The sequence below is a fragment of the Pseudomonas sp. NPDC012596 genome, from assembly GCF_042902325.1.
GTDB lineage: Bacteria > Pseudomonadota > Gammaproteobacteria > Pseudomonadales > Pseudomonadaceae > Aquipseudomonas.
In genome coordinates this window covers 1-22,294 of record NZ_JBIBEB010000020.1, presented here as the reverse complement: position 1 = coordinate 22,294, position 22,294 = coordinate 1, and the positions used below count along the sequence as shown (strand labels likewise).

Here is a 22,294-nt window from a genome sequence, read left to right as displayed (position 1 = left end):
CCATGAACGCAGCAGTGAACAACGGCCCGGCCCAGCGTGCGCCGTCCTACTACAGCGCTACCCTCAACGACCACACCCAGTACCCGCAACTCAAGGGCACCGTGCACGTCGACGTGGCCATCATCGGTGGTGGTTTCACCGGCGTGGCCACCGCGGTGGAACTGGCCGAACGCGGCCTCAAGGTGGCGATCATCGAAACCAACCGCATCGGTTGGGGTGCCAGCGGCCGCAATGGTGGGCAGGTCACGGGCAGCCTGTCGGGCGATGAAGCCATGCGTACACAGATGCGCAACCGCCTGGGCAGCGAGGTGGACGATTTCATCTGGCACCTGCGCTGGCGCGGGCACCAGATCATCGAGCAGCGGGTCGAGCGCTATGGCATCGACTGCGACCTCAAGCGCGGCCACCTGCACGCGGCGATGAAACCTTCGCACCTGGACGAACTGCGCGACTTCGAAGCCCAAGCGCAGCGCCGCGGCATGGGCGCGCAGGTGCAGATGCTCGACCGCAGCGCCGTTGCCGAACACCTGCAGAGCCCGCTGTACCTGGGCGCGCTGAAAAACATGCGCAACCTGCACCTGCATCCGCTCAACCTGTGCCTGGGCGAGGCGCGTGCCGCCCATGCGCTGGGCGCACTCATCTTCGAAAACTCCGAAGTGCTGGACATCATTCATGGCCCACGCCCAGCGGTGGTCACCGCCCATGGCCGCGTCGAGGCGCGCCAGGTGATGCTGGCCGGCGACGTTTACCACAAGCTGGAAAAACGCCAGCTCAAGGGCAAGATATTCCCTGCGATGGGCGGCATCGTCACCACCGCACCGCTGGGTGAACTGGCCGAACAAATCAACCCGCAGGACATGGCCGTGTACGACTGCCGGTTCGTGCTCGACTACTACCGCCTGACCGCCGACAAACGCCTGCTGTTCGGCGGTGGTGCGAACTATTCAGGCAAGGATTCGCGGGATATCGCCGGCGAACTGCGGCCGTGCATCGAACGCACCTTCCCGGCGCTCAAGGGCGTGCCGATCGAGTTCAAGTGGAGCTGCGCGATGGGCATCGTGGTCAACCGCATTCCGCAGCTGGGCAAGCTGTCGGACAACGTCTGGTACTGCCAGGGTTATTCGGGCCATGGCATTGCCACCAGCCACATCATGGGCGAGATCATGGCCGAGGCGCTGACCGGGACGCTTGAGAAGTTCGACACCTTCGCGGCGTGCAAGCACATCAAAGTGCCGATGGGGGACGTGCTGGGGAATCCGCTGTTGGCGGCGGGGATGTGGTACTACCAGATGCTTGAGAAATTGCGCTGATCGTACCGGCCTCATCGCCGGCAAGCCGGCTCCCACAGAGGCGGCGCAGCCCTTGAAAACTGCGCTTGGCCTGTGGGAGCCGGCTTGCCGGCGATGAGGCCAGCAAGGCCGATCAGGCGATCTTCTTCAACCCTTGCTTCTTCAGTTCTTCATCCCGCAACTCACGACGCAGGATCTTGCCCACGTTGGTGGTCGGCAACGCATCGCGGAACTCGATGTAACGCGGCACCTTATAACCCGTGACGTTGGCACGCATGTGCTCCATCACCTGCTCCTTGGTCACGGTCATGCCTGGCTTGACCACGATGAACACCTTGATCAGCTCACCCGACTTCTCGTCCGGCACACCGATCGCGGCGCATTGCAGCACGCCCGGCAGGCCCGCCAGCACATCTTCCAGCTCGTTGGGGTACACGTTGAAGCCCGAGACCAGGATCATGTCCTTCTTGCGGTCGACGATGCGCATGTACCCGTCCGGCTGGATCAAAGCGATGTCACCAGTCTTCAGCCAGCCTTCGCTGTCGAGAATCTCGTGGGTGGCCTCTTCACGCTGCCAGTAGCCCTTCATCACCTGCGGGCCCTTGACGCACAGCTCGCCCACTTCGCCCAGCGGCAGTTCGTTGCCGCTGTCATCGATAACCTTGCACAACGTCGAGGGCACCGGGATACCGATGGTGCCGACTTGGTTGGCCTCGGCCGGGTTGACTGCCGCCACCGGGCTGGTCTCGGTCATGCCGTAGCCTTCGCAGATGGCGCAACCGGTGACGGTCTTCCAGCGCTCGGCCACGCTCAATTGCAGGGCCATGCCACCGGACAAGGTGATCTTCAGTGCAGAGAAGTCCAAGGCACGGAACGCCTCGTTGTTGCACAGCGCAACGAACAGGGTGTTGAGGCCTACGAAGCCGCTGAACTTCCACTTGCCCAGCTCCTTGACCATCGCCGGCAGGTCACGCGGGTTGCTGATCAGCACGTTATGGTTGCCGATCAGCATCATCGCCATGCAATGGAAGGTAAACGCATAGATGTGGTACAGCGGCAGCGGCGTGATGAGGATCTCGCAGCCTTCCTGCAGGTTCGCGCCCATCAGTGCGCGGCATTGCAACATGTTGGCGACCAGGTTGCGGTGGGTCAGCATCGCACCCTTGGCCACACCGGTGGTGCCGCCTGTGTACTGCAGCACGGCGACATCATTGGCTTGCGGGTTGGCCTCGGTGACCGGCTGGCCCTTGCCCTGCGCCAGCGTATCGTTGAAGCGGACGGCATTGGGCAGGTTATAGGCCGGCACCATCTTCTTCACGTACTTGATCACGCTGTTGATCAACAGGCGCTTGAGCGGTGGCAGCAGGTCGGCCACTTCGGTGACGATGACGTGCTTGACCTGGGTCTTGGGCACGACCTTTTCGGCCAGGTGCGCCATGTTGGCCAGGCACACCAGCGCCTTGGCACCGGAGTCGTTGAATTGGTGCTCCATTTCCCGCGCGGTATACAACGGGTTGGTGTTGACCACGATCAGGCCGGCGCGCATGGCGCCGAACACCGCTACCGGGTACTGCAGGACATTCGGCAGCTGCACGGCAATGCGATCACCCGGCTTGAGGTCGGTGTGCTGCTGCAGCCAGGCCGCAAAAGCGCCCGACAGGGCATACAACTCGCCATAGGTGATAGTCTTGCCCAGGTTGCTAAAGGCCGGTTTGTCGGCAAAGCGTTGGCAGGATTGCTTGAGTACCGCCTGGATATTGGGGAATTCGTCAGGATTGATTTCCGCCGTAATCCCGGCTGGGTATTTATCCTTCCAAAAATGGTCGATCATGGAAGCCCACTCCTTCAGCAACAGCGAAGTTCGATTCACGCGTCGATGCGTTTATTATTGATATGAGATGGCGGTTCGTTGCAAACCGAAACATCTGAAAGCGGGCCGAGCGTAACAGCTTTGCCGAGGGTCGCCTAGAGGCCAAACCAGGCCTTGCGGTCATAAAAATGACTCAATGAACAATACAAGTCATTTTTAGAGTATTTAACTTAAAGCTTCGAGATTCGAGCTGCAAGCTGCGAGTTAGAGCGACGCGCGCAACTTTACTCGCAGCTTGGAGCAGGAAGCTGGCTTACGCGATATCGCGCAACTCGCGCCGCAGGATCTTGCCCACCGGCGTCATCGGCAACGACTCGCGCAGCACGATGTGCTTGGGCACCTTGTAGCCGGTGAAATTGGCCTTGCAATAAGCCTTGAGCTCATCGACGCTCAGCCCGCCCTCGCGCGCTACCACGAACAACTTCACCGCCTCGCCCGAACGCTCGTCCGGCACGCCGATGGCAGCGCAGTTGGCCACCTGCGGGTGCCCCATGATCACGTCTTCGATTTCGTTGGGGTATACGTTGAAACCCGAGACGATGATCATGTCCTTCTTGCGGTCAACGATACGGGTGAAGCCGTCAGGGTCGATCACGGCAATATCACCGGTCTTGAACCAGCCCTGCGCATCCAGGCACTGGGCGGTGGCTTCGGGTTGCTGCCAGTAGCCCTTCATCACCTGCGGCCCTTTGATGCACAGCTCGCCCCGCTCGCCCAGCGGCAGCTCGTTGCCGTCATCGTCGATGACCTTGAATGCGGTATCGGCGACCGGTATGCCCACCGTGCCAAGCCGCGCCAACTGGCCGTAAGGGTTGGTGCTGGCGACCGGCGAGGTTTCGGTCAGCCCGTAACCTTCGACGATGCGGCAACCCGTGAGGCTTTCCCAGCGTTCGGCGGTGGCCTTGACCAGTGCCGTACCGCCAGAGTTGGTGACCTTGAGCGCAGAGAAGTCCAGCTGGCGGAAGCCTGGGTGATCCATCAGTGCCACGAACAGCGTGTTCAACCCCAGCAACGCCGAGAACCTCCACTTGCCCAACTCCTTGATGAAGGCGGGGATATCACGCGGGTTGGTGATCAGCACGTTGTGGTTGCCCGTGACCATCATGCACATGCAGTTCGCGGTGAAGGCATAGATGTGGTACAGCGGCAGCGGCGCGATCATGACCTCCTGGCCTTCCTTGATCAGCTTCTGCCCGTCCGGGCCATGCTGCGAGAAGCACGCAAGCACCTGCAGCATGTTGGCCACCAGGTTGCCGTGGGTCAGCATGGCGCCCTTGGCCAGGCCCGTGGTGCCGCCGGTGTACTGCAGCACGGCGATGTCGTCGAGGCTGAGCGCGACCGGCTTGTGGCTCAACGCCCGGCCGTCGCGCAGTACCTGCTTGAACGCGATGGCCTGCGGCAGGTGATAGGCCGGCACCATCTTTTTCACCTTGTCGACCACGGTGTTGATCAGCCAGCCCTTGGCGGTAGGCAGCAGGTCGCCCATCTTCGCCTCGATCAGGTACTCGATGCTGGTATCGGGCAGCACCTCCTGCACGCGCTTGCCGAACATGTTCAGGTACACCAGGGCACGGGCACCTGAATCCTTGAACTGGTGGCGCATCTCGCGCTCGGTATACAGCGGGTTGGTGTTGACCACGATCAGGCCGGCACGCAAGGCGCCGAACACGGCTATCGGGTACTGCAGCACGTTGGGCATCTGCACGGCAATGCGGTCGCCCGGCACCAGGCCGGTATGCTGTTGCAGCCAGGCAGCAAAGGCTGCGGAAAGGCGGTCGAGCTCGGCGTAGGTCAGGGTCCTGCCCAGGTTGCTGAACGCCGGGCGATCGGCGAAGCGCTTGCAGGAGCGCTCGAATACCTCGACAACCGAGGTGTACGCATGAATGTCGATGGTGGAAGGTACGCCCGCCGGGCGTTTGTCATTCCAGAAGTCGGCTTGCATTTATTATTGTTCCTCTGCCTAAACCCGCTCTGAGCCTGTAATCCCTTTGCCTGATGGCAAAAAGGCGTTGCACCGACGTTAGCAGGTAAGCCCCAGGTGGCATATACGCCAAGTGCCGCCATTAACATTGTGAATCTTATTTGTGCCCTTCCTGCAATCCGGGCGCTTGTGCATACACTGAGCGCATAGCCCTGAGAGCAAAGGATCCGCCATGCCACATGACGCCTTCTGGCTGCCCGCCAGCGAGCACTGCAGCCTGTATGTGCACCAATGGTTGCCGGCCACGCCGGTCAAGGCCGTGGTGCTGCTGGCGCACGGCATGGCCGAACATGCAGGGCGCTACCAGCACCTGGGCCAGGCCCTGAGCGCTGCTGGCTACGCCCTGCTGGCCCCAGACCTGCGCGGCCACGGCCGCACCGCCGAACTGGGCAGCCTCGGCCTGTTTGCCCGGCAACATGGCTGGAATGCCGTGGTCAATGACCTCGGCGTGCTGGCCCAGCACATCGGCCAGCAGTACCCCTGCACGCCGCTGTTTCTGTTCGGCCACAGCATGGGCAGCTACATCGCCCAAGCCTACCTGATGCACCACAGCGCCAGCCTGCACGGCGCGATCCTCAGCGGCTCCAACTTCCAGCCCGCGGCGCTTTACCGCACGGCACGCCTGGTTGCCCGGCTGGAAGCCTGGCGCCAAGGCCCCCAGGGCAAAAGCGCGCTGATCGAGTGGCTGTCGTTCGGCTCGTTCAACAAGGCGTTCAAACCCAACCGCACCGCCTTCGACTGGCTCAGCCGCAGCCCTGAAGAGGTGGACAAGTACGTCAGCGACCCGTTGTGCGGCTTTCGCTGCAGCAACCAGCTATGGCTCGACCTGCTTCACGGGCTGGCGCAGATCAGCCAGAAAAGGAACCTGGCGCAGATCGACCCGAACCTGCCTTTGCTGGTAATTGGCGGCGAATGTGATCCGGTGAGTGCCGGCAAGCGTCTCACCCATCTGGCCGACGCCCTGCGCGCGACCGGCAATCGACATGTACAGCTGCGCGTCTATCCTGAGGCGCGGCACGAAGTGCTCAACGAACTCAATCGGGACGAGGTCACCGCCGATATTCTCGCGTGGCTGGAGCAGGCGCTGACCCTTGGCCGCCCTGCCCGCAGTGAATGATATCGGCCTTGTCCGCCTATCAAGGAAACGCCAATGACCCAGGTCACCAACACACCTTACGAAGCCCTCGAAGTCGGCCAGAAAGCCAGTTACGAAAAGTCTGTTGAAGAGCGCGACATCCAGTTGTTCGCCGCGATGTCCGGTGACCACAACCCGGTGCACCTGGATGCCGAATTCGCCGCCAAGAGCATGTTCCGCGAGCGCATCGCCCATGGCATGTTCAGCGGCGCGCTGATCAGCGCTGCGGTCGCCTGCACCCTGCCTGGCCCTGGCACCATCTACCTGGGCCAGAAGATGAGCTTCCAGAAGCCGGTGAAGATCGGCGACACGCTGACCGTGCGCCTGGAAATCCTCGAGAAACTGCCCAAGTTCAAGGTGCGCATCGCCACCAATGTGTACAACCAGAACGATGAGCTGGTGGTCGAGGGTGAAGCCGAGATCCTGGCGCCGCGCAAGCAGCAGACCGTCGAGCTGGTGTCGCCGCCGAACTTCGTGGCCAGCTGACGCATTCCGCCAGCACTGGCCCTGTCGGCGGCAAGCCGGCTCCCACCCAGCTTGAGAGCAACGGGGTACCTGTGGGAGCAGGCTTGCCGGCGATAGGGCCAGTACCAGCGACTTATTCCAAAGCCTGTATGCGTTTTTCTATATGCCGCCGCTCTGGCGCCTGTTGGGTCAGCGCCAACGCCTGCTGCCAAGCCTTGCGCGCCTCTTCGAGATTCCCCAACTGCTGATGCAGTTCAGCCCGCGCCGCGTGCGCCAAGTGATAGTCGCGCAACTCGCCCGCTGCCAGAATCGCCTCAACCTCCGCCAGCCCCGCCTGCGCCCCATCCCGCCTGGCCAGCGCCACCGCTCGATTCAATGCCACCACCGCCGACGGCCAATGCCGCTGCAGCACATCGTACAGCCCGACAATTTCAGCCCAGTCCGTATCCTCTGCCGTGGCCGCCTCGGCATGCACCGCCGCGATCGCTGCCTGCAACGTGTAAGCACCAAACGCCCGACTGCCCAACGCCAGCCGCACCAGCTCGCAGCCCTCGCTGATCTGCGCACGGTCCCACAGGCTGCGATCCTGCTGGTCGAGCAGCACCAGGTTGCCTTCCACATCGCTGCGGGCACGCTGGCGCGACGCCTGCAACAGCATCAATGCCAACAAGCCGACGGCTTCCGGGTCTGGCAACAATTGCACCAGCAAGCGTCCAAGGCGGATCGCCTCATCGCTCAATGCCTGTTGCAACAACGCCTCGCCCGCAGACGCCGAATACCCTTCGTTGAACACCAGGTAGATGACCCGCAGCACGCTTTCCAGCCGTTCAGGCAACTCATGCAGCTCCGGTACCTGATAGGGGATGCGCGCATCGCGGATCTTCGCCTTGGCGCGGACGATGCGCTGCGCGATGGTCGCTGGGCTCTGCAGAAAAGCACGGGCGATCTGCTCGGTGGTCAGGTCACAGACTTCGCGCAGGGTCAGCGGCACTTGGGCATCCGCCGCCAGGGCCGGGTGGCAGCAGGTGAAAATCAGCCGCAGGCGGTCATCGGCCAGCAGTTCTTCTTCACTGGGGTCTTGCCCCTGGCCTTCGATGAGCATGATCAGGTCCGCCTGCGAGCGGTTGAAACGCGCACGCCGGCGCAACGCGTCGATAGCCTTGAAACGGCCGGTCGACACCAGCCAGGCGCGTGGTTTGTCGGGGATACCTTCGAGCTGCCAACGCTCCACAGCGATGAAGAAGGCATCGTGCATGGCCTCCTCAGCCAGGTCGAAATCCCCCAGCAGGCGGATCAGCGTGGCCAGGATGCGCCGCGAATCACGGCGGTACACCGCCTCGACCTCGGCGCGCACCTGCTCCAGCGTCGTCATTAGTCTGGCATCCGCTGGGTCACCACCTCCACCAGGCGGTCAAGGCTCTCTCCCCAGCCCTGGTGAAAGCCCATTTCCTCATGGGCCCGGCTGTCGGCGGCGCTCCAGTGCCAGGCGCGGGCGGTGTAGCGGGTCTTGCCCTGCTCCTCGTCAAAGGTCACTACCGCGGTCATGAAGGCCTTGGCCGAGGGTACCCAGCCGGGCCCGAAGGCGTCGGTGAACACCAGCCGGCGCGGCGCGGCGATCTCCAGGAACACGCCCTGTGTTGGATATTCGGTACCGTCGGGCGCACGCATCAGGGTACGAAACAGGCCGCCGACCCACAGTTGCATTTCGCATTCCGGGGTGGTCATGCCATGCGGCCCCCACCATTGCATCAGCCACTCGGGCTCGGCCCAGGCGCGGAACACCTTGGGGGGCGGGGCGTCGATCAGGCGGCTGATGGACAACTCGTGCTGCGCTTGCGCAGGTTGGGCAAGGCTCATTGTTGATGTTCTCCGTTGCAGTCAGGGTTGCAGTTCGCGCACCGGCCGTACTTCAACGCTGCCGACCCGTGCGGCGGGGATACCCTTGGCGATGTTCAGCGCTTCGTTGAGGTCGCGGGCATCGACCAGGTAAAAGCCCGCCAATTGCTCCTTGGTTTCGGCGAACGGGCCATCGGTCAGGCTCATGTGGCCACCGCGTACACGCACCGTGGTAGCGGTTTGCACCGGTTTGAGCGCCTCGGCGGCGAGCATGCGCCCGGCACCCTGCAGCGCTTCGGCGTAGGCCATGCATTCGGCGTCTTCAGGGCTGTCGGGCAGGCTGTGCAGCAGCCCTTCGTCACAATAGACCAGGCACAGGTATTTCATGGTCGTCTCCACGGCGTTGGCAAAGTGCGTTTGGCGATAGCCGATCAGGGCTTGAGATCGAACAGTGCTTTCTGGGTTTCCATGTCGAACGGCGCCGACCAGTGCTCGTGGATCACCTGCCACTGGCCGCCTGACCTGCGATAGGCCACGGTGGCGCGCATGAAACCGCACTGGCTCTCGTCGTCCGACGGGCCGCAACGGTTGAGCCAGTGGGCCAGGCCCAGGTCGCCATCGGCGTGCACCGTCAGTTCGGCCTGTTCGAAGATCATCGGGCCGGTGCACATGTTCATGCACATTTCCCAATGTGCCTGGTACACCGCCTTGCCCTTGAATTGGAGTTCCTTGATGGCGTCGAAGGCGACGATATCGTCGGCATAGGGCGCGACGATGGCCGGGATATCGCGGTCGCGCACGGCTTGCATCCAGCGGTCGATCAACTGGCGGATTTCGCTTTCGGCTTTAGTGTTCATGGGTGTTCTCCCGAGTGCTGAGGGGCGCCGGGTTTGCGGCGCTTTCGACACTGGTCGAACGGGGTGGCGGGGAATCGACACAACGCTCACAACGGTCGACAGACGGTGGCCGTCCTCCCCCGGCCCACCTGCCTACGGCGCCGGGCTCACCAGGATGAATTCACGGTAGCCCGAAACGATCACATACACCGCGAAATAGCAGAAAATCGCGGCCGACAGCAGGTACGACCAGGTCAGCAGGCGGTCCCCAAGCAAGCGCCCGCCATGGCTGGCAATGCCGCAAATACTCATGCACCAGACCAGGCCGGCGACGAAAAAGCCGCTCAGGAACAACCCGGCATCGAGCAGGCTGCCACCGCCCGAGCGGGAAATCAGTACACCGCCGACAGCGGCGAACCACAAAATGGCGGTGGGTGACGACATGGCCAGGAAGATGCCGCGCAAGAATTCGCGCCAGGCCGATTCCACCACCACCTCACTGCGCGCTTCCATGTGCCCGCCACGCCACGCCGCCAACAGCATCTTCAGCGCGAACCACACCAGCAGCGCCGAGCCGCCCAGCCATAACGCCCAGCGCACGCTTTCGAACTGCAGCAGCACGGTCATGCCGGCCAGCGCCGCGATGGCGTAGACCAGGTCGCCGACACACGTGCCCAGGCCAAGCCAGAAGCCTTGCATAAAGCCGCGCTGCATGGCGAGGGTGATCATGGCGATATTGGCAATGCCGATATCGAGGCACAGGGACAGGCTGAGGAGAAAACCGTTGGAGAAAGGCATTGAGTACTCGATGACCGGCCAATTAACCGCCGTAGAGCCTGCCACGAGTAAATGCGGGATTGGAAGAAGAAGTGTTCGGTCAGGCGAAAGCCGCCTGCTCGAACACCTCATCCGCCCACTGGTTCAAGCTCTTGCCGGCAGCTCGGGCGGCGATGCTGGCAGCAGCGTGGACTTCAGGCCGGATACGCAGCATGACCTTACCCGACGCCGGCTTTTCGGGAGTGATGCCCTGCTCTGCGCAATCGGCAAGATAGTCTTCAAGCGCTTCGCTGAAGGCTTCGTGCAGTTCGGGGACGGAACTTGCGTGAAAACTGATGATGTCACGCATGCCAAGCACGCGGCCGACAAAAATATCGTCACGCTCATCGTATTCAATTCGGGCGGCATAGCCCTTGTAGCGCATGCAACTCATAGGCTGACTCCTGCCCGCAGCAAGAATTCGCGGGCCTCTTCAATCTGATACCGCCTGGCTTCCTTGCCTGGATGGGGGCGATGACATCTCCAGCATTGGTCCCCAAGCACCAGCTTGACCCTGGAGCCTTGCCGCTCCAGCACTTGCCCTCCGAGATGAAGCACCAGTGCTTCAATCTCGGAAAAAGCCAATGACGACGTGGTTGGCGACCTGGAGATAGCGTCGAGAATCTTTCGGTATCGAGTGTTCATCGAAAAATGCTATCAAATTAAGATAGCACTTATTCCTCGATATTCATTCAGGATTTTTCATCGCTCATCAGAACCTGCGCATAACGCGCCCTGTCCACATTCGCGCCACTGAGCACCACAGCCACCCGCTTGCCCGCTTGCCGCCCGCGCTCCTGCATCAGCGCTGCCAGCGCAGCAGCGCCCGCCCCTTCGGCAGTGTTGTGCGTTGCCTCGTGATACACCCGCATGGCCTCGGCGACTTCGTTGTCGGTGACCCGTACGATGCGCGCGGCATGCTCACGCACCAGCGCAAAAGCCTGCGGGTGCGGTACGCGGCAGGCCATGCCATCGGCGAAAGTATCGGCGGTGGCGGTGGTGACGATACGGCCCTGCTCGAAGCTTTGCGCATAGGCATCGGCCGCGCTGGACACCACTCCCACGATTTCGGTCTTCAGCCCCAGCAGGTTGCGGGCCTGGATCAGCCCGCAGATGCCCGACCCCATGCCGATCGGCACGTACACGCAGTCCAGGTCGCGCACGGCTTCGAACAGTTCCAGGGCATAGGTGGCCACGCCGCGCACCAGTTCCGGGTGGAACGACGGCACCATGGCATACCCCAGTTCGTCTGCCAGCCGGGCCGCCTCCTCGCGGGCCACGTCAAAGTCGACACCGTGCTCCACCAGCTCGGCACCGAGTGCACGCATGGCGGCGTTTTTCTCCCTGGAGTTGCCCTCAGGCACCACGATGACCAGCGGGATGCCAGCCTGGCGTGCGGCCAGGGCCATGCTCTGCCCATGATTGCCACGGGTCGCGGTCACCAGCCCGCGGGGTGGCTCGCCACCTGCCAGCAGCGAACGCACATAGACCAACCCGCCGCGCACCTTGAATGCGCCGGTGGGCGCGTGGTTCTCGTGCTTCACCCACACCTGGCAGCCCAGCCGCTGGGCCAGCAAAGGCCAGGCGTGCTGTGGGGTAGCGGGTACATGCTGGTGAACGTAATCGGCGGCTTCGCGCAAGGCTGCAAGGTCGAACATGGCGATCATCCCTCTTCGGTATGTGGTTGATCCGATCCTAAGCGCCGGGCATTGTATGGGTACAACCTTATATTGCATGGGTAGCAATTTTGTGTGGATCCCGCAGCTGGTCGATGATGATCAACCCCGCTACCTCGCCTTGGTCGATGCGATTGCAGGCGCCATCGAAAACGGCACGCTCAAGGTCGGTGACCGCCTGCCACCGCAACGGCGGCTGGCCTGGAAACTGGGGCTTAACCCTAGTACCACCCAGCAGGCCTACCGCGAAGCTGCCGCTCGGCACCTGGTGGCTGGCGAAGTGGGCCGCGGCACCTACGTGCTGGCGGGCAGCAAGGAAGCAACCCTGTTCCGCATCAAGGAACACCATGGGCAACAGCCGCTGATCGACCTGTCGACCAACGTACCGGTGGCCGACCCGCACAATCTCGATCTGCACGACAGTTTACGCAGCCTGCTGCAACGCCCCGATAGCGGCTTGCTCGATCATTACCTGGGCCCCGAGCAGTTGCTGTTGGGGCGAATCCGCGGCGCGCACTGGTTGGCCAACCGCGGCCTCACCCTGTCGGCGGACGAGCTGCTGCTGTGTGGCGGTGCCCAGCAGGCGCTGGCACTGGTGCTGCAGTCATTCTGCCAGGCGGGTGAGCCGGTCATGCTCGAAGCCCTGAGCGCACCAGGCATCAAGGCGGCCTGCCGGCAACTGCGTCTGCCCGTGCATGGCGTGGCACTGGACAACCAAGGCCTGCGGCCCGATGACCTGGACCGGGTCGCGCGCGCCAGCGGTGCCCGCGTGCTGGTCACCACACCCACCCTGCACAACCCCACGGGCGCCTGCATGGATGATGGTCGCCGCGAGGCGATTGCCGAGGTCGTCCGACGCCTGGGCTTGCTGGTAATCGAAGATGATGTGTATGGCGCGCTCAGCGACAGCCGGCCGCTGTACTCGCTGCTGGGCAATCAAGGGATTTTTATCAGCAGTCTGTCCAAGACAGTGGCGGCAGGGCTGCGCCTGGGGTGGGTGGTGGCTACCCCAACGGTACTGGCGCAGGTCGATCCGCACGCCCAGGCCAGCCACTGGTCAGTGTCGCCGCTGAACCTGCATATCGCCTGTCAGTGGATCGAAGACGGCACAGCAGCGCGGCGACTGGCCTGGCAGCGCAAGGAGACTTCCGAGCGCTGGCGCCTGACGCGAAGGCTGCTCGGCGAGCGGCTGCAGAACACGGCCCAGGCTTCCCCCCATGCGTGGCTGGCCACGCCGCAAGGTGCGGAGAAAGTTGTAAGGCAATGCCGCGAGCAGGGTGTGGAAGTCGTCCCGGCCAGTGTGTTCGCCATTGGCGCGTCGCAGGTGCAGGCGGTGCGCATCAGCCTGTCGGCGGCAGCTAGCCGGGCGCAACTGAAACGGGGCCTGGAGGTAGTAAACCAGGTGCTGTTGGAGCAATGAAAGAGGAAGACGAAAGCAGCTTCTTCGCGACGGCTCGACGCGAAGAGGCCGCTGACGGTGGGCTATCAACCCTGCTGGCAACCTTCGCCCATGGCGCGGTACTGAATGGTGTGCACCTGGCCCTGATGGTCTTCATAGGTCATGGTCGCAGGCACCACCTCGCAGACATTGGGGATGGTCGACAGGTTGATCACCCGTTTGATGTCCAGGTTCATGCTGTAGTCATACTGCTGGGCCACAGGCTCGCTGGAGACGGGTCTGGCCTCATCGGCAAGGGCGAACGAGGACACACCGACCAGTGCAAGAATCAGTAATGGTTTCATGGATGTTTGGCCTTTAAAGCAATCAAGCTGATCGATTGACTTCATATGCCGTCAATGGCGCGGAGAAGTTGTCATCAACTGCGAAGATGACACGAAGTACCGATCCCGCTTCGTCGTACTGCCAGGGGGGATAGGTGAAATTCTACTCCCGGCCTGCAATAGTTGAACCCCGAACTCGGACATTCACCCTTGCAGCCTTTGCAACAATCTGCGACAAAGCGAAGCGGTCTGAAGGCCTGAAAACATTGGGCTAGAGCCGCCGGCGACTGGAAACCTATGACCGCCCTACTCTGCACTCCACTGACCGACTTCGAACGAAGATTGTTAAATCATTTTTACAAACAGCACGGCTCGCGCATGCGCGCGGCCAATGATGGTGAGCTGTGGGTAGCCCGCCGTGACGCAATCATTGCCGGCTTGAGCCTGAGCCCGGTTACCGATGGCCACTGGCTCACCGGCCTGCTCGTAGCGCCAAAATGGCGCAACCAGGGCGTGGCCGCGCAGCTGGTAGAAGCAGCATTGGCCCAGGCCGATGGCTGCACCTGGCTGTTCTGCCACCCGGACCTTGCGCATTTTTACCGCCGCCTGGGCTTTACCCCTGCGTGCAGCCTGCCCGAAGCCCTGGCCTCACGCCTGGTGCGCTACCAGCGCAGCAAACGCCTGATGGCCATGGCGCGCGGTCAGTCGTCGCTGGCGTCCAAACCTGGGAACAGCACTTCGGTATAACCGAACTTGGCAAAATCCTGGATGCGCGAAGGGTACAGCCGCCCGACCAGGTGGTCGCACTCGTGCTGCACGACCCGCGCGTGGAAGCCATCGGCAACCCGGTCGATCGGGTTGCCCTGCGGGTCGAGCCCTTCATACCGAATGTGCTTGTAACGTGGCACCACACCGCGCAGGCCCGGTACCGACAGGCAGCCTTCCCAACCGTCCTCTACCTCGGTCGACAGCGGGGTGATCACCGGGTTGAGCAGGATGGTCTGCGGCACTGCCTCGGCATCCGGGTAGCGCTCGCTGCGCTCGAAACCGAAAATTACCAGCTGCAGGTCAATGCCGATCTGCGGCGCGGCCAGGCCGACGCCGCCGACATGGCGCATGGTTTCGAACATGTCGTCGATCAACTGCCGCAGCTCGGCACTGCCAATCAGGTGCTCGGGCACTGGCGGGGCGATGCGCAGCAGGCGCTCGTCGCCCATCTTTAAAATGTCACGAATCATCGCGGGTTCGGCTCGGTGGTTTGCGGCTCGGCCGGGTGTTCATGGCCAAGCACGGTGATGGTTTCCTTGGGTTTTTCACCCGCGAAATCCTTCTCACCGGGGTCCTTGCCTTCAGCTGACATGTGTTCGATCACTGCATTCATTTCCGCCCCTAGCAACAGCACGGCAGCGGAGATGTAGAAGTACAGCAACAGCACGATGATCGCACCGATACTGCCATACATGGCGTTGTAGTCGGCAAAGGTCTTCACATAATAAGCGAAGCCCAGCGAGGCGACGATCCACACCACCACTGCCAGCACCGAGCCGGGCGTAATGAAGCGAAACTTCTGCTTTACGTCGGGCATCACGTAATAGATCAGCGCCACCGCCACCATCATCAGGATGATGATCGCCGGCCAACGCAGGATGGTCCACACCGTAACGATGACCTCCTGCATGCCGATCTGCGCGGCGATCCACTCCATCACCTGCGGCCCCAGCACCATCAGCGCAGCCGCCACCAGCAACATGCCGGCGATACCAATGGTGTAGAAGATCGACAGTGGAATGCGCTTCCATACAGGGCGCCCTTCAGGCACGTCGTAGGCGGCGTTCATTGCGCTCATCATCAGGCGCACACCCGCAGAAGCCGTCCACAGGGCGATGACGATACCCACCGACAGCAATCCGCCTTTGGACTGCTGCAACTGGTCAATTACCGGGTTCACCTGTTCCAGCGCCTGGGGCGGCAGCACCAGCTCTGACTGCAGGCGCAGCCACGAGAAGAAATCGGGCAAATGCAAGAAGCCGATCAGGGCTATGAGGAAGAGCAGGAAGGGGAACAACGAAAACAGCATCTGGTAGGCCAGCGCCGAGGCATAGGTGGACATCTCGTCATCGAGAAATTCCGTGACGGTACGCACCAGTACGCGGTGCAAAGGCAGGCCACCCAGGTCGGGAAAAATCATAGCGTCTCCTTTCGCCGCTTGATCAGTACAACAGGGAAGTCTAATAGACCACGCGGCTGCCGTGCTGCTCCCTGCCTCAATACAAGAAAATAGCTACCCAGCATTCGTTGCAGCGGCGGCTACGTGTCGCAACACGAAGGTCGCCCCTGCAACGAAGAGGCCGGTACGGTCACTTCAGAATCAAGGCTTCTTCACAGCATCCTTGACGTCACCCTTCACTTGCTGCGCCTCGCCCTTGAGTTCCTGGGCTTTGCCCTCTGCACGCAGTTTGTCGTTGTCGGTAACTTTACCCACGCCCTGCTTGATGTTGCCGACCGCTTCGTTGGCCAGGCCTTTCGCTTTGTCTTTAGTGCCGCTCATGGCAAATCTCCTGCAAATGGAGACACGTAATCCGTGTCGACAAAAGGTGGACCGGCCGCCTTGGCCAGGAGTTTCAAACATTTTTTCAATCTCAAGCCGAGCGGTAAATCTGCGGGCGAATACCGCACCGAATCGGCAGCGTACCTCTGCGCAATGCCGTCTGGCTCCCCTAGAATCGCCTGCAAACAGCAACCCGACGCCGGTTGCCAGCTTATAAAAACAACAGCTTACGGAAACCCGCACCATGCGTTTGATGCCTCTGCTCGCAGCCTTGCTGCCACTGCTGCCGCTGCCTGCCCTGGCCGCCGCTCCGGCCACCGAAACCTTGAAGGTCGACCGCTACAGCGATGATGACCAACCCGGCACCTTGCGCTGGGCGATCGAAACCAGCAACAAGAACCCCGGCCACTACCGCATCGATATCGCCGCGGTTGGCCAGGCGCCGTACGTCATCCGCCCGACCCGCGCGCTGCCGGAAATCAAGGGCCCGGTGCGAATCACAGGCCTGTCCTGGGCGCGCGACGGCCAATACATCGCCATCGACGGCTCCGGCTACATCAAGGACCAGGGCGTGCGCACCTGCCCCGGCGCCCTGCCCGGCCAGTTCGGCACCAACGTGCGCACCACCACCAACCCCGGCCTGGTATTGCGCGACACCCAAGGTGTGCACCTGAGCGGCCTGGAAGTGCGCAACTTCTGCATCGGCATCCTGGTCAACCGCGCCAGCAACAACGTCATCGAAGACAACCGCGTCGTCGCCAACAAAGGCGGGGCCGGCATCATGCTGACTGGCGATGACGGGGCCGGCAACCCGACCGCCACCACCAACAACAACAAAGTGCTGCGCAACCAGCTGATCGACAACGGCGATGGCCTGGAACTCACCCGCGGCGCGGCGTTCAACCTGGTGGCCGACAACCTGTTCCGCTCCACGGCCGCCAACCCGGAGCCGTCCCAGGGTATCGAGATTCTGCTGGGTAACGACAACAACGTGGTGCGCAACCGCTTCGAGAACTACTCCGACGGCCTGCAGATCAACTGGGGCAAGCGCAATTACCTGGGCGCCAACACCTTCAGCGGCAATTCGATTGGCGTCAGCGTCACCGGCGAGGGCAACATCCTCGACGGCAACCTGATCCACGGCAACCGCATCGGCGTGGCCCTGCGGCCGGAGCCGGACGTCACCACCACGCGCCTGACCGGCAACCGCATCTGGGGCAACAGCCAGGATATCCGCCGCTGCGAAGCCGGTGGCTCGTGCGTGCCGGATCAACGCACCGGTGCCATCGTGTTCGGTGTGCCGGCCCAGGCCCATGCGCTGTACGTGGGCTCGCGCGGGGTAGGTGCGGACCTGCCGAAAAAGGACCAGGTGATCATCTGCGATGCCAAGGGCGAACCCAAACCGTGCCAGCCGCTGCCCAACCATAACCAGCAGGCACCACGGCTGCTGGGGCTGAACGGCAACGTGCTGCGCGGCGAAGTGCATGGGCCCGCGTCGAGCCTGTTGCGGATCGAGGTGTTTGGTAATGCCAACGCTGAGGGGACTGAAGCGGAGCAGTATCTGGGGGAAGTGCTGGTGAACAGCGATGCCAATGGGCAGGCGCGGTTTGCACAGGCGCTGGAGAATGCCGGAGGGATGCGCAGCTTCACGGCTACTGTGACTACCGCAGACGGCGCGACTTCCGAGCTGAGCCCGCCGGTTCGCCGATGAAGCAACCGCCCTCTTCGCGGGACAAGCCCGCTCCCGCAGGGCAGTGACATCATTGGGGTTTGCAGTGTACCTGTGGGAGCGGGCTTGCCCCGCGAAGAGGCCGGGCCGGACAAAGCGGGGGGGGGAAACCTTGCCCCGCTTCGTGCCACCCCTCACAATGCAGGCCTTTATAGCGTCACACCGCAGGAACCTGCATGAAACTCGACAAACCCGCCGCCATCGCCCGGCGCAACGAAGCACTGACCAAGCCGGTGCTCACCAGTGCCAACACCCTGTTCGCCATCCTCGACCGCAAACGCAACCTGTGGTGGTTCGAGGTGCCGGTGGCGCTGCTGCGCAAAGGCCAGCCCGACTGGGTCAACCTGCTGCTGCACACCCCCGAGACTGATGAGCTGCAGCACCTCAAGGTGCCGACCAACTTCATCAAGGCCCATCAGGAGCAGATGGAAGTGCGCAATGCCGGCAAGCGCCGCTCGACCATCAGCCTGGCGCTGAGCGCCGACCGCGACTCGCTGCTGCGCGACACCCGCCCAGGCGGCGAGCAGCTGGATTTCAGCACCTTCGTGCAGGCCTGACTTCAGGCGCGCTCGATGCGGTCGTCATGGATGACGATGCGGCCCTGCTTGAACAACGCGCCAATGGCCTTCTTGAAGTTGCCCTTGCTGACGTTGAACATGCGGCTGATCACTTCCGGGTCGCTCTTGTCGCACACCGGCAACACCCCGCCTTCGGCTTCCAGGCGTTGCATGATCTGCTCATGCAGCCCCTCGGCCAGCGCCTGGCCAACCGGTTGCAGGCTCAGTGCGATCTTGCCGTCGTGGCGCACTTCCTTGATATAGCCCTTCTCATGCATGCCCGAACGCATGAACTTGAAGATTTCGTTCTTGTGGATCAGGCCCCAGTGGCGGTTGTTGATGATCGCCTTGAAGCCCATCGGCGTCTCGCCGGCCACCAGCAGTTCGACCGGCTGGCCCACCTGATAGTCGGCCGGGGTGCGGTCCAGGTAACGGTCCAGGCGTGAGGTGGCGGTGATGCGCCGGGTGCGTTTGTCGAGATAGACGTGCACCACGCAGTAATCGCCGATTTTCAGCGGCCGCGCCTCTTCCGAGTAAGGCATCAGCAGGTCCTTGGACAAACCCCAGTCGAGGAAGATACCCGCACCGTTGATGTCCTTGACCTTGAGGCTGGCGAACTCGCCCACCTGCACCTTGGGTTTTTCGGTGGTGGCGATCAGCTGGTCTTCGCTGTCCAGGTAGATGAACACGTTAAGCCAGTCGTCGACCTCGGTTTCGGCATTTTTCGGGATGTATCGCCCGGGCAGCAGGATCTCGCCGTCGGGGCCGCCGTCCAGGTAAAGGCCGAACTCCACGTGTTTCACGATTTGCAAACTGTTGTAACGCCCAAGCAGAGCCATTTCCGATGTTCCTCAAGACAAGGCGGCTATTCTACACCTGAAGCCAGCGCGCCGCCCGACCGCTGATTCGGCGGAACCCTCGGGGTGCCCTTGCGTCTACCGAGTGGCCAGCCACTGCAAGGACCTGCACATGCCTCTACGCCTGTCCAAAGCCCTGCTCATCGCCAGTGCATTCGCCCTGGCCCTGGTGGCCTGCAACCGCATGGACCTGGCCTACCGCAACCTCGACCGGCTGGTGCCGTGGTCGCTCAGCGATTATCTGGCCATGAACCGCGAGCAGAAGACACTGCTCGACAAACGGCTCAAGCAGCAGCTGGCCTGGCACTGCAAGACCCAACTGCCCGGCTACCTCGACTGGCTGGACCGCGTGCGCGACATGGTCGCCGAAGGCCAGGTGACCGACCAGGCCTTGCAGCAGCGTACGCTCGAGGCCCGCCAGGCGATTGGCCGCGTCGCCGAAGCGATCACCCCGTCGGCCACCGAGCTGCTGCGCGGCATGAGTGATACCCAGGTGGCGCAAATGCGCGAGGCGTTCCGTGACGACATCAGCGAGCGGCAGAAGAAGTACGACGAGACCCCGCTGCCCAAACAGATCGCCCGCCGCGCTGAACGCATGGAAAAGCGCCTGACGCCCTGGTTCGGCGAACTCAGCGCGGCCCAGCGCCAACGCGTGCAAGCCTGGTCACAGGCGCTAGGCGACCAGAACCGCCAGTCGATCACCAACCGCGCGCACTGGCAGCAACAGCTGGTACTGGCCATGAACCAGCGCGGCGATGCCAGCTTCGAGCCGCGCCTGGAGCAACTGCTGCAGCGCAAGGAAAGCCTGTGGACGCCGCAATACCGCGTTGCCTTCCAGAACAGCGAGCAGCAAACCCGCAGCCTGTTGATCGACCTGCTGCAGCAAAGCAGCCCGGCACAGCGGCAGTACCTGCAGGAGCGGCTGGCCAAGGTGCGCACGGACTTCAGCGAGCTCAAGTGCCTGAAGGGATAAATGGGAATCAGTATCGGCCTCTTCGCGGGACAAGCCCGCTCCCACAGAAGAACCACTGTCCCCAAAGACTGAGGAGATCCCGTGGGAGCGGGCTTGCCCCGCGAAGAGGCCGGTATTGACCCAACAAAGTCAGCGCGCCTTGCGCCGATACGGGAACACATCGATCACCTTGCCCTCGCGGATCGACGCCTGCAGCCCTTTCCAGTAATCCGCGTCATACAACTCCCCATGCAACCGACTGAACAGCCGCCGCTGGCCCATGTCGGCAAACAGAAACGGCGGAAACTCCTCTGGGAACACATCATGTGGCCCGATCGAGTACCACGGCTCGCCCGACATCTCGTCCTCGGGGTAGCGTGGCGGCGGTATATGACGGAAATTCACCTCGGTCAGGTAGCTGATCTCGTCATAGTCGTAGAACACTACGCGGCCATGCCGGGTAACGCCGAAATTCTTCAGCAGCATATCGCCGGGGAAGATGTTCGCCGCCGCCAACTGCTTGATGGCCAGGCCGTAATCCTCCAGCGCCTCCAGCACTTGCGCTTCGCTGGCCTGCTCCAGGTAAAGGTTGAGCGGGATCATGCGCCGTTCGGTCCAGCAATGGCGGATCAGCACCGTGTCGCCCTCCAGGGCCACGGTGGACGGCGCCACCTCCAGCAGTTCGGCCAGGCACTCAGGCTCGAACTTGGCCAGGGGAAAGCGAAAATCGGCGAACTCCTGGGTATCGGCCATGCGCCCGACCCGGTCGACGCTCTTCACCAGGCGGTACTTGTCGATCACCGTGGCGCGGTCCACCGTCTTCGACGGCGAGAAGCGGTCCTTGATGATCTTGAACACGGTGTTGAAGCCCGGCAGGGTGAACACGCTCATGACCATGCCGCGCACGCCGGGGGCCATGATGAAGCGGTCGTCGCGGTTGGCCAGGTGGTTGATCAATGCCCGGTAGAATTCCGACTTGCCGTGTTTGTAGAAACCAATCGACGTATACAGCTCGGCAATGTGCTTGCCCGGGATGATGCGTTTGAGAAAGTTGACGAACTCCGCCGGCACCGGCACATCGACCATGAAATACGAGCGGGTGAAGGAAAAGATGATCGACACCTCGGCCTCGTCGGTGATCAGTGCATCGGCCTCGATACCATGGCCTTCGCGGTGCAACAGCGGGATCACCAGCGGCCATTGCTCATCACTGTTGTACAGCCGGCCAACCAGGTAGGCGCCCTTGTTGCGGTACAGCACCGGCACGAACAGCTCCACGGCCAGCGCCGGGTCCTTGCACACCCAGTCCGGCAGGCAGCCCTTCAGTTGCTCCTCAAGGCGTGACACGTCGCCTTCAAGGTCAGCGTAGGCAAATGGGTAGTCATTGAAGATAGCCCGCAACAGGCCCTTGAGGCTGCCATCGGGGGTATAGGTGCAAGTTTGCGCGGCGCGCTGGTGGCTGCGCATCGACGGCCGCGTGGTGTGAATGAACATGCAGCCGTCGCTGATCTGGTCATGGCTGAACAGGCTGCAGAACAACGAGTTGTACCAAGTCTCGGACAGCTCATCGTCCAGCCGTGGGTCGATCAGGCGTATGTAGGCGCTTTTGACCAAAGGCCACTGCTCTACCTCCAGCAGCACTTCATCATCAAACGCATCGCGCAGCCAGCCATTGACCTCGCCGACCTTCTGTTCATACAGGTTGATCCGAGCGGCCGCCGCCCGCTGGATATCCTGCCAGCGCGCCTGCTCGAAGCGTTCGCGGGCACCAAGGGTAATGCGGCGAAAATGCTCGCGGTAGTCGTCGAAGCCATCGAGGATCATCCGGGCGATCTCGCCGGCAGGCCAGTGCTGGGTCATGCGCGACACCTCGGTGCGGGGTGAGATAGACAGCTTAGCCGGACTCTTGATGATGTGGTGCCTGCGCCGTCCCTTTCGCGGGTGTACGACCGGAGACATCGTTTACATAGTAAACCGGGGACATGGTTTACACATTTGAGGCTTGGACGCGGTTTTCGCCTCGTC

23 protein-coding genes are annotated in these 22,294 nt (G+C 62.4%); 8 read left to right on the top strand and 15 right to left on the bottom strand.

Going from position 1 to position 22,294, the window contains the following annotated elements:
* Positions 1-2: 2 nt before the first annotated feature.
* Positions 3-1,310 carry an NAD(P)/FAD-dependent oxidoreductase gene (locus ACFY68_RS21500; RefSeq protein ID WP_387531491.1) on the top strand — a complete coding sequence of 436 codons (1,308 nt, stop codon included), beginning with the start codon at positions 3-5 and terminating at the stop codon, positions 1,308-1,310.
* Between the two features lie 112 nt (positions 1,311-1,422).
* On the opposite strand, the gene fadD1 is transcribed toward ACFY68_RS21500, so the two are convergent.
* Both fadD1 and fadD2 read right to left on the bottom strand, forming a co-directional pair.
* Positions 1,423-3,120 carry a long-chain-fatty-acid--CoA ligase FadD1 gene (gene fadD1, locus ACFY68_RS21495; RefSeq protein WP_346611606.1) on the bottom strand — a complete coding sequence of 566 codons (1,698 nt, stop codon included), beginning with the start codon at positions 3,118-3,120 and terminating at the stop codon, positions 1,423-1,425.
* 292 nt (positions 3,121-3,412) lie between these two features.
* Complete coding sequence (gene fadD2, locus ACFY68_RS21490; protein WP_387531488.1) at positions 3,413-5,101, bottom strand: long-chain-fatty-acid--CoA ligase FadD2; 1,689 nt, start codon at positions 5,099-5,101, stop codon at positions 3,413-3,415.
* 211 nt (positions 5,102-5,312) lie between these two features.
* On the opposite strand from fadD2, the gene ACFY68_RS21485 reads away from it, so the two are divergent.
* Both ACFY68_RS21485 and ACFY68_RS21480 read left to right on the top strand, forming a co-directional pair.
* Positions 5,313-6,257 (top strand): alpha/beta hydrolase, encoded by a 945-nt coding sequence (locus tag ACFY68_RS21485; protein WP_387531485.1) that lies wholly within the window; start codon positions 5,313-5,315, stop codon positions 6,255-6,257.
* A 33-nt stretch (positions 6,258-6,290) separates the two neighbouring features.
* Complete coding sequence (locus ACFY68_RS21480) at positions 6,291-6,761, top strand: MaoC family dehydratase (protein ID WP_012315672.1); 471 nt, start codon at positions 6,291-6,293, stop codon at positions 6,759-6,761.
* A gap of 112 nt (positions 6,762-6,873) precedes the next feature.
* On the opposite strand, the gene ACFY68_RS21475 is transcribed toward ACFY68_RS21480, so the two are convergent.
* The 7 genes from ACFY68_RS21475 to ACFY68_RS21445 form a co-directional block, all read right to left on the bottom strand.
* On the bottom strand, positions 6,874-8,112 hold the full coding sequence (locus ACFY68_RS21475) for an RNA polymerase sigma factor (protein ID WP_387531481.1): 1,239 nt from the start codon (positions 8,110-8,112) through the stop codon (positions 6,874-6,876).
* The gene (locus ACFY68_RS21470; RefSeq protein ID WP_387531478.1) at positions 8,112-8,597 is read right to left on the bottom strand and encodes an SRPBCC family protein; all 486 of its coding nucleotides are present in this window, start codon (positions 8,595-8,597) and stop codon (positions 8,112-8,114) included. The genes ACFY68_RS21475 and ACFY68_RS21470 overlap by 1 nt, the downstream gene beginning before the upstream one ends.
* 21 nt (positions 8,598-8,618) lie before the next feature.
* Positions 8,619-8,963 carry a YciI family protein gene (locus tag ACFY68_RS21465; RefSeq protein ID WP_387531475.1) on the bottom strand — a complete coding sequence of 115 codons (345 nt, stop codon included), beginning with the start codon at positions 8,961-8,963 and terminating at the stop codon, positions 8,619-8,621.
* Between the two features lie 44 nt (positions 8,964-9,007).
* Positions 9,008-9,433 carry a YybH family protein gene (locus ACFY68_RS21460; RefSeq protein ID WP_387531472.1) on the bottom strand — a complete coding sequence of 142 codons (426 nt, stop codon included), beginning with the start codon at positions 9,431-9,433 and terminating at the stop codon, positions 9,008-9,010.
* Between the two features lie 132 nt (positions 9,434-9,565).
* Entirely contained in the window at positions 9,566-10,210 is a 645-nt protein-coding gene (locus ACFY68_RS21455) for a LysE family translocator (RefSeq protein WP_387531469.1), read from the bottom strand.
* Between the two features lie 79 nt (positions 10,211-10,289).
* Positions 10,290-10,622, bottom strand: a complete 333-nt coding sequence (locus ACFY68_RS21450) for a type II toxin-antitoxin system HicB family antitoxin (RefSeq protein WP_387531466.1) — start codon at positions 10,620-10,622, stop codon at positions 10,290-10,292.
* Between the two features lie 298 nt (positions 10,623-10,920).
* Complete coding sequence (locus ACFY68_RS21445) at positions 10,921-11,886, bottom strand: threonine dehydratase (RefSeq protein ID WP_387531463.1); 966 nt, start codon at positions 11,884-11,886, stop codon at positions 10,921-10,923.
* A gap of 76 nt (positions 11,887-11,962) precedes the next feature.
* Here ACFY68_RS21445 and ACFY68_RS21440 point away from each other — a divergent pair, with 76 nt between their 5' ends.
* Complete coding sequence (locus ACFY68_RS21440; RefSeq protein WP_387531460.1) at positions 11,963-13,324, top strand: PLP-dependent aminotransferase family protein; 1,362 nt, start codon at positions 11,963-11,965, stop codon at positions 13,322-13,324.
* Between the two features lie 65 nt (positions 13,325-13,389).
* Here ACFY68_RS21440 and ACFY68_RS21435 read toward each other — a convergent pair whose 3' ends face one another.
* A complete protein-coding gene (locus ACFY68_RS21435; protein WP_387531457.1) occupies positions 13,390-13,647 on the bottom strand; it encodes a DUF2790 domain-containing protein in 258 nt (85 codons plus the stop codon).
* 276 nt (positions 13,648-13,923) lie between these two features.
* Here ACFY68_RS21435 and ACFY68_RS21430 point away from each other — a divergent pair, with 276 nt between their 5' ends.
* Complete coding sequence (locus tag ACFY68_RS21430; protein WP_387531454.1) at positions 13,924-14,373, top strand: GNAT family N-acetyltransferase; 450 nt, start codon at positions 13,924-13,926, stop codon at positions 14,371-14,373.
* On the opposite strand, the gene def is transcribed toward ACFY68_RS21430, so the two are convergent.
* The 3 genes from def to ACFY68_RS21415 form a co-directional block, all read right to left on the bottom strand.
* Positions 14,328-14,864 carry a peptide deformylase gene (def, locus tag ACFY68_RS21425; protein WP_387531451.1) on the bottom strand — a complete coding sequence of 179 codons (537 nt, stop codon included), beginning with the start codon at positions 14,862-14,864 and terminating at the stop codon, positions 14,328-14,330. The genes ACFY68_RS21430 and def overlap by 46 nt on opposite strands.
* The gene (locus ACFY68_RS21420; protein ID WP_346611621.1) at positions 14,861-15,814 is read right to left on the bottom strand and encodes a YihY/virulence factor BrkB family protein; all 954 of its coding nucleotides are present in this window, start codon (positions 15,812-15,814) and stop codon (positions 14,861-14,863) included. The genes def and ACFY68_RS21420 overlap by 4 nt, the downstream gene beginning before the upstream one ends.
* Before the next feature lie 180 nt (positions 15,815-15,994).
* Complete coding sequence (locus ACFY68_RS21415) at positions 15,995-16,174, bottom strand: CsbD family protein (RefSeq protein WP_346611622.1); 180 nt, start codon at positions 16,172-16,174, stop codon at positions 15,995-15,997.
* A 244-nt stretch (positions 16,175-16,418) separates the two neighbouring features.
* Here ACFY68_RS21415 and ACFY68_RS21410 point away from each other — a divergent pair, with 244 nt between their 5' ends.
* Positions 16,419-17,885 (top strand): nitrous oxide reductase family maturation protein NosD, encoded by a 1,467-nt coding sequence (locus ACFY68_RS21410; protein ID WP_387531447.1) that lies wholly within the window; start codon positions 16,419-16,421, stop codon positions 17,883-17,885.
* Between the two features lie 194 nt (positions 17,886-18,079).
* Positions 18,080-18,460, top strand: a complete 381-nt coding sequence (locus ACFY68_RS21405; protein ID WP_387531444.1) for a hypothetical protein — start codon at positions 18,080-18,082, stop codon at positions 18,458-18,460.
* Positions 18,461-18,462: 2 nt separating this feature from the next.
* Here the strand turns inward: ACFY68_RS21405 and ACFY68_RS21400 are convergent, their stop codons facing one another.
* Positions 18,463-19,299, bottom strand: coding sequence for a S1-like domain-containing RNA-binding protein (locus ACFY68_RS21400; RefSeq protein WP_346611625.1), 837 nt, complete (start codon positions 19,297-19,299; stop codon positions 18,463-18,465).
* A 130-nt stretch (positions 19,300-19,429) separates the two neighbouring features.
* Here ACFY68_RS21400 and ACFY68_RS21395 point away from each other — a divergent pair, with 130 nt between their 5' ends.
* Positions 19,430-20,290, top strand: a complete 861-nt coding sequence (locus ACFY68_RS21395) for a DUF6279 family lipoprotein (protein WP_387531441.1) — start codon at positions 19,430-19,432, stop codon at positions 20,288-20,290.
* A gap of 129 nt (positions 20,291-20,419) precedes the next feature.
* Here ACFY68_RS21395 and aceK read toward each other — a convergent pair whose 3' ends face one another.
* Positions 20,420-22,129 (bottom strand): bifunctional isocitrate dehydrogenase kinase/phosphatase, encoded by a 1,710-nt coding sequence (gene aceK / locus ACFY68_RS21390; protein ID WP_387531438.1) that lies wholly within the window; start codon positions 22,127-22,129, stop codon positions 20,420-20,422.
* Positions 22,130-22,294 lie beyond the last annotated feature (165 nt).

What these genes read in the sequence shown, in the direction of transcription:
- ACFY68_RS21500 (WP_387531491.1), top strand. Translation starts at nt 3, where the DNA reads ATGAACGCAGCAGTGAACAACGGCCCGGCCCAGCGTGCGCCGTCCTAC.
- fadD1 (WP_346611606.1), bottom strand. Translation starts at nt 3,120, where the DNA reads ATGATCGACCATTTTTGGAAGGATAAATACCCAGCCGGGATTACGGCG.
- fadD2 (WP_387531488.1), bottom strand. Translation starts at nt 5,101, where the DNA reads ATGCAAGCCGACTTCTGGAATGACAAACGCCCGGCGGGCGTACCTTCC.
- ACFY68_RS21485 (WP_387531485.1), top strand. Translation starts at nt 5,313, where the DNA reads ATGCCACATGACGCCTTCTGGCTGCCCGCCAGCGAGCACTGCAGCCTG.
- ACFY68_RS21480 (WP_012315672.1), top strand. Translation starts at nt 6,291, where the DNA reads ATGACCCAGGTCACCAACACACCTTACGAAGCCCTCGAAGTCGGCCAG.
- ACFY68_RS21475 (WP_387531481.1), bottom strand. Translation starts at nt 8,112, where the DNA reads ATGACGACGCTGGAGCAGGTGCGCGCCGAGGTCGAGGCGGTGTACCGC.
- ACFY68_RS21470 (WP_387531478.1), bottom strand. Translation starts at nt 8,597, where the DNA reads ATGAGCCTTGCCCAACCTGCGCAAGCGCAGCACGAGTTGTCCATCAGC.
- ACFY68_RS21465 (WP_387531475.1), bottom strand. Translation starts at nt 8,963, where the DNA reads ATGAAATACCTGTGCCTGGTCTATTGTGACGAAGGGCTGCTGCACAGC.
- ACFY68_RS21460 (WP_387531472.1), bottom strand. Translation starts at nt 9,433, where the DNA reads ATGAACACTAAAGCCGAAAGCGAAATCCGCCAGTTGATCGACCGCTGG.
- ACFY68_RS21455 (WP_387531469.1), bottom strand. Translation starts at nt 10,210, where the DNA reads ATGCCTTTCTCCAACGGTTTTCTCCTCAGCCTGTCCCTGTGCCTCGAT.
- ACFY68_RS21450 (WP_387531466.1), bottom strand. Translation starts at nt 10,622, where the DNA reads ATGAGTTGCATGCGCTACAAGGGCTATGCCGCCCGAATTGAATACGAT.
- ACFY68_RS21445 (WP_387531463.1), bottom strand. Translation starts at nt 11,886, where the DNA reads ATGTTCGACCTTGCAGCCTTGCGCGAAGCCGCCGATTACGTTCACCAG.
- ACFY68_RS21440 (WP_387531460.1), top strand. Translation starts at nt 11,963, where the DNA reads ATGGGTAGCAATTTTGTGTGGATCCCGCAGCTGGTCGATGATGATCAA.
- ACFY68_RS21435 (WP_387531457.1), bottom strand. Translation starts at nt 13,647, where the DNA reads ATGAAACCATTACTGATTCTTGCACTGGTCGGTGTGTCCTCGTTCGCC.
- ACFY68_RS21430 (WP_387531454.1), top strand. Translation starts at nt 13,924, where the DNA reads ATGACCGCCCTACTCTGCACTCCACTGACCGACTTCGAACGAAGATTG.
- def (WP_387531451.1), bottom strand. Translation starts at nt 14,864, where the DNA reads ATGATTCGTGACATTTTAAAGATGGGCGACGAGCGCCTGCTGCGCATC.
- ACFY68_RS21420 (WP_346611621.1), bottom strand. Translation starts at nt 15,814, where the DNA reads ATGATTTTTCCCGACCTGGGTGGCCTGCCTTTGCACCGCGTACTGGTG.
- ACFY68_RS21415 (WP_346611622.1), bottom strand. Translation starts at nt 16,174, where the DNA reads ATGAGCGGCACTAAAGACAAAGCGAAAGGCCTGGCCAACGAAGCGGTC.
- ACFY68_RS21410 (WP_387531447.1), top strand. Translation starts at nt 16,419, where the DNA reads ATGCGTTTGATGCCTCTGCTCGCAGCCTTGCTGCCACTGCTGCCGCTG.
- ACFY68_RS21405 (WP_387531444.1), top strand. Translation starts at nt 18,080, where the DNA reads ATGAAACTCGACAAACCCGCCGCCATCGCCCGGCGCAACGAAGCACTG.
- ACFY68_RS21400 (WP_346611625.1), bottom strand. Translation starts at nt 19,299, where the DNA reads ATGGCTCTGCTTGGGCGTTACAACAGTTTGCAAATCGTGAAACACGTG.
- ACFY68_RS21395 (WP_387531441.1), top strand. Translation starts at nt 19,430, where the DNA reads ATGCCTCTACGCCTGTCCAAAGCCCTGCTCATCGCCAGTGCATTCGCC.
- aceK (WP_387531438.1), bottom strand. Translation starts at nt 22,129, where the DNA reads ATGACCCAGCACTGGCCTGCCGGCGAGATCGCCCGGATGATCCTCGAT.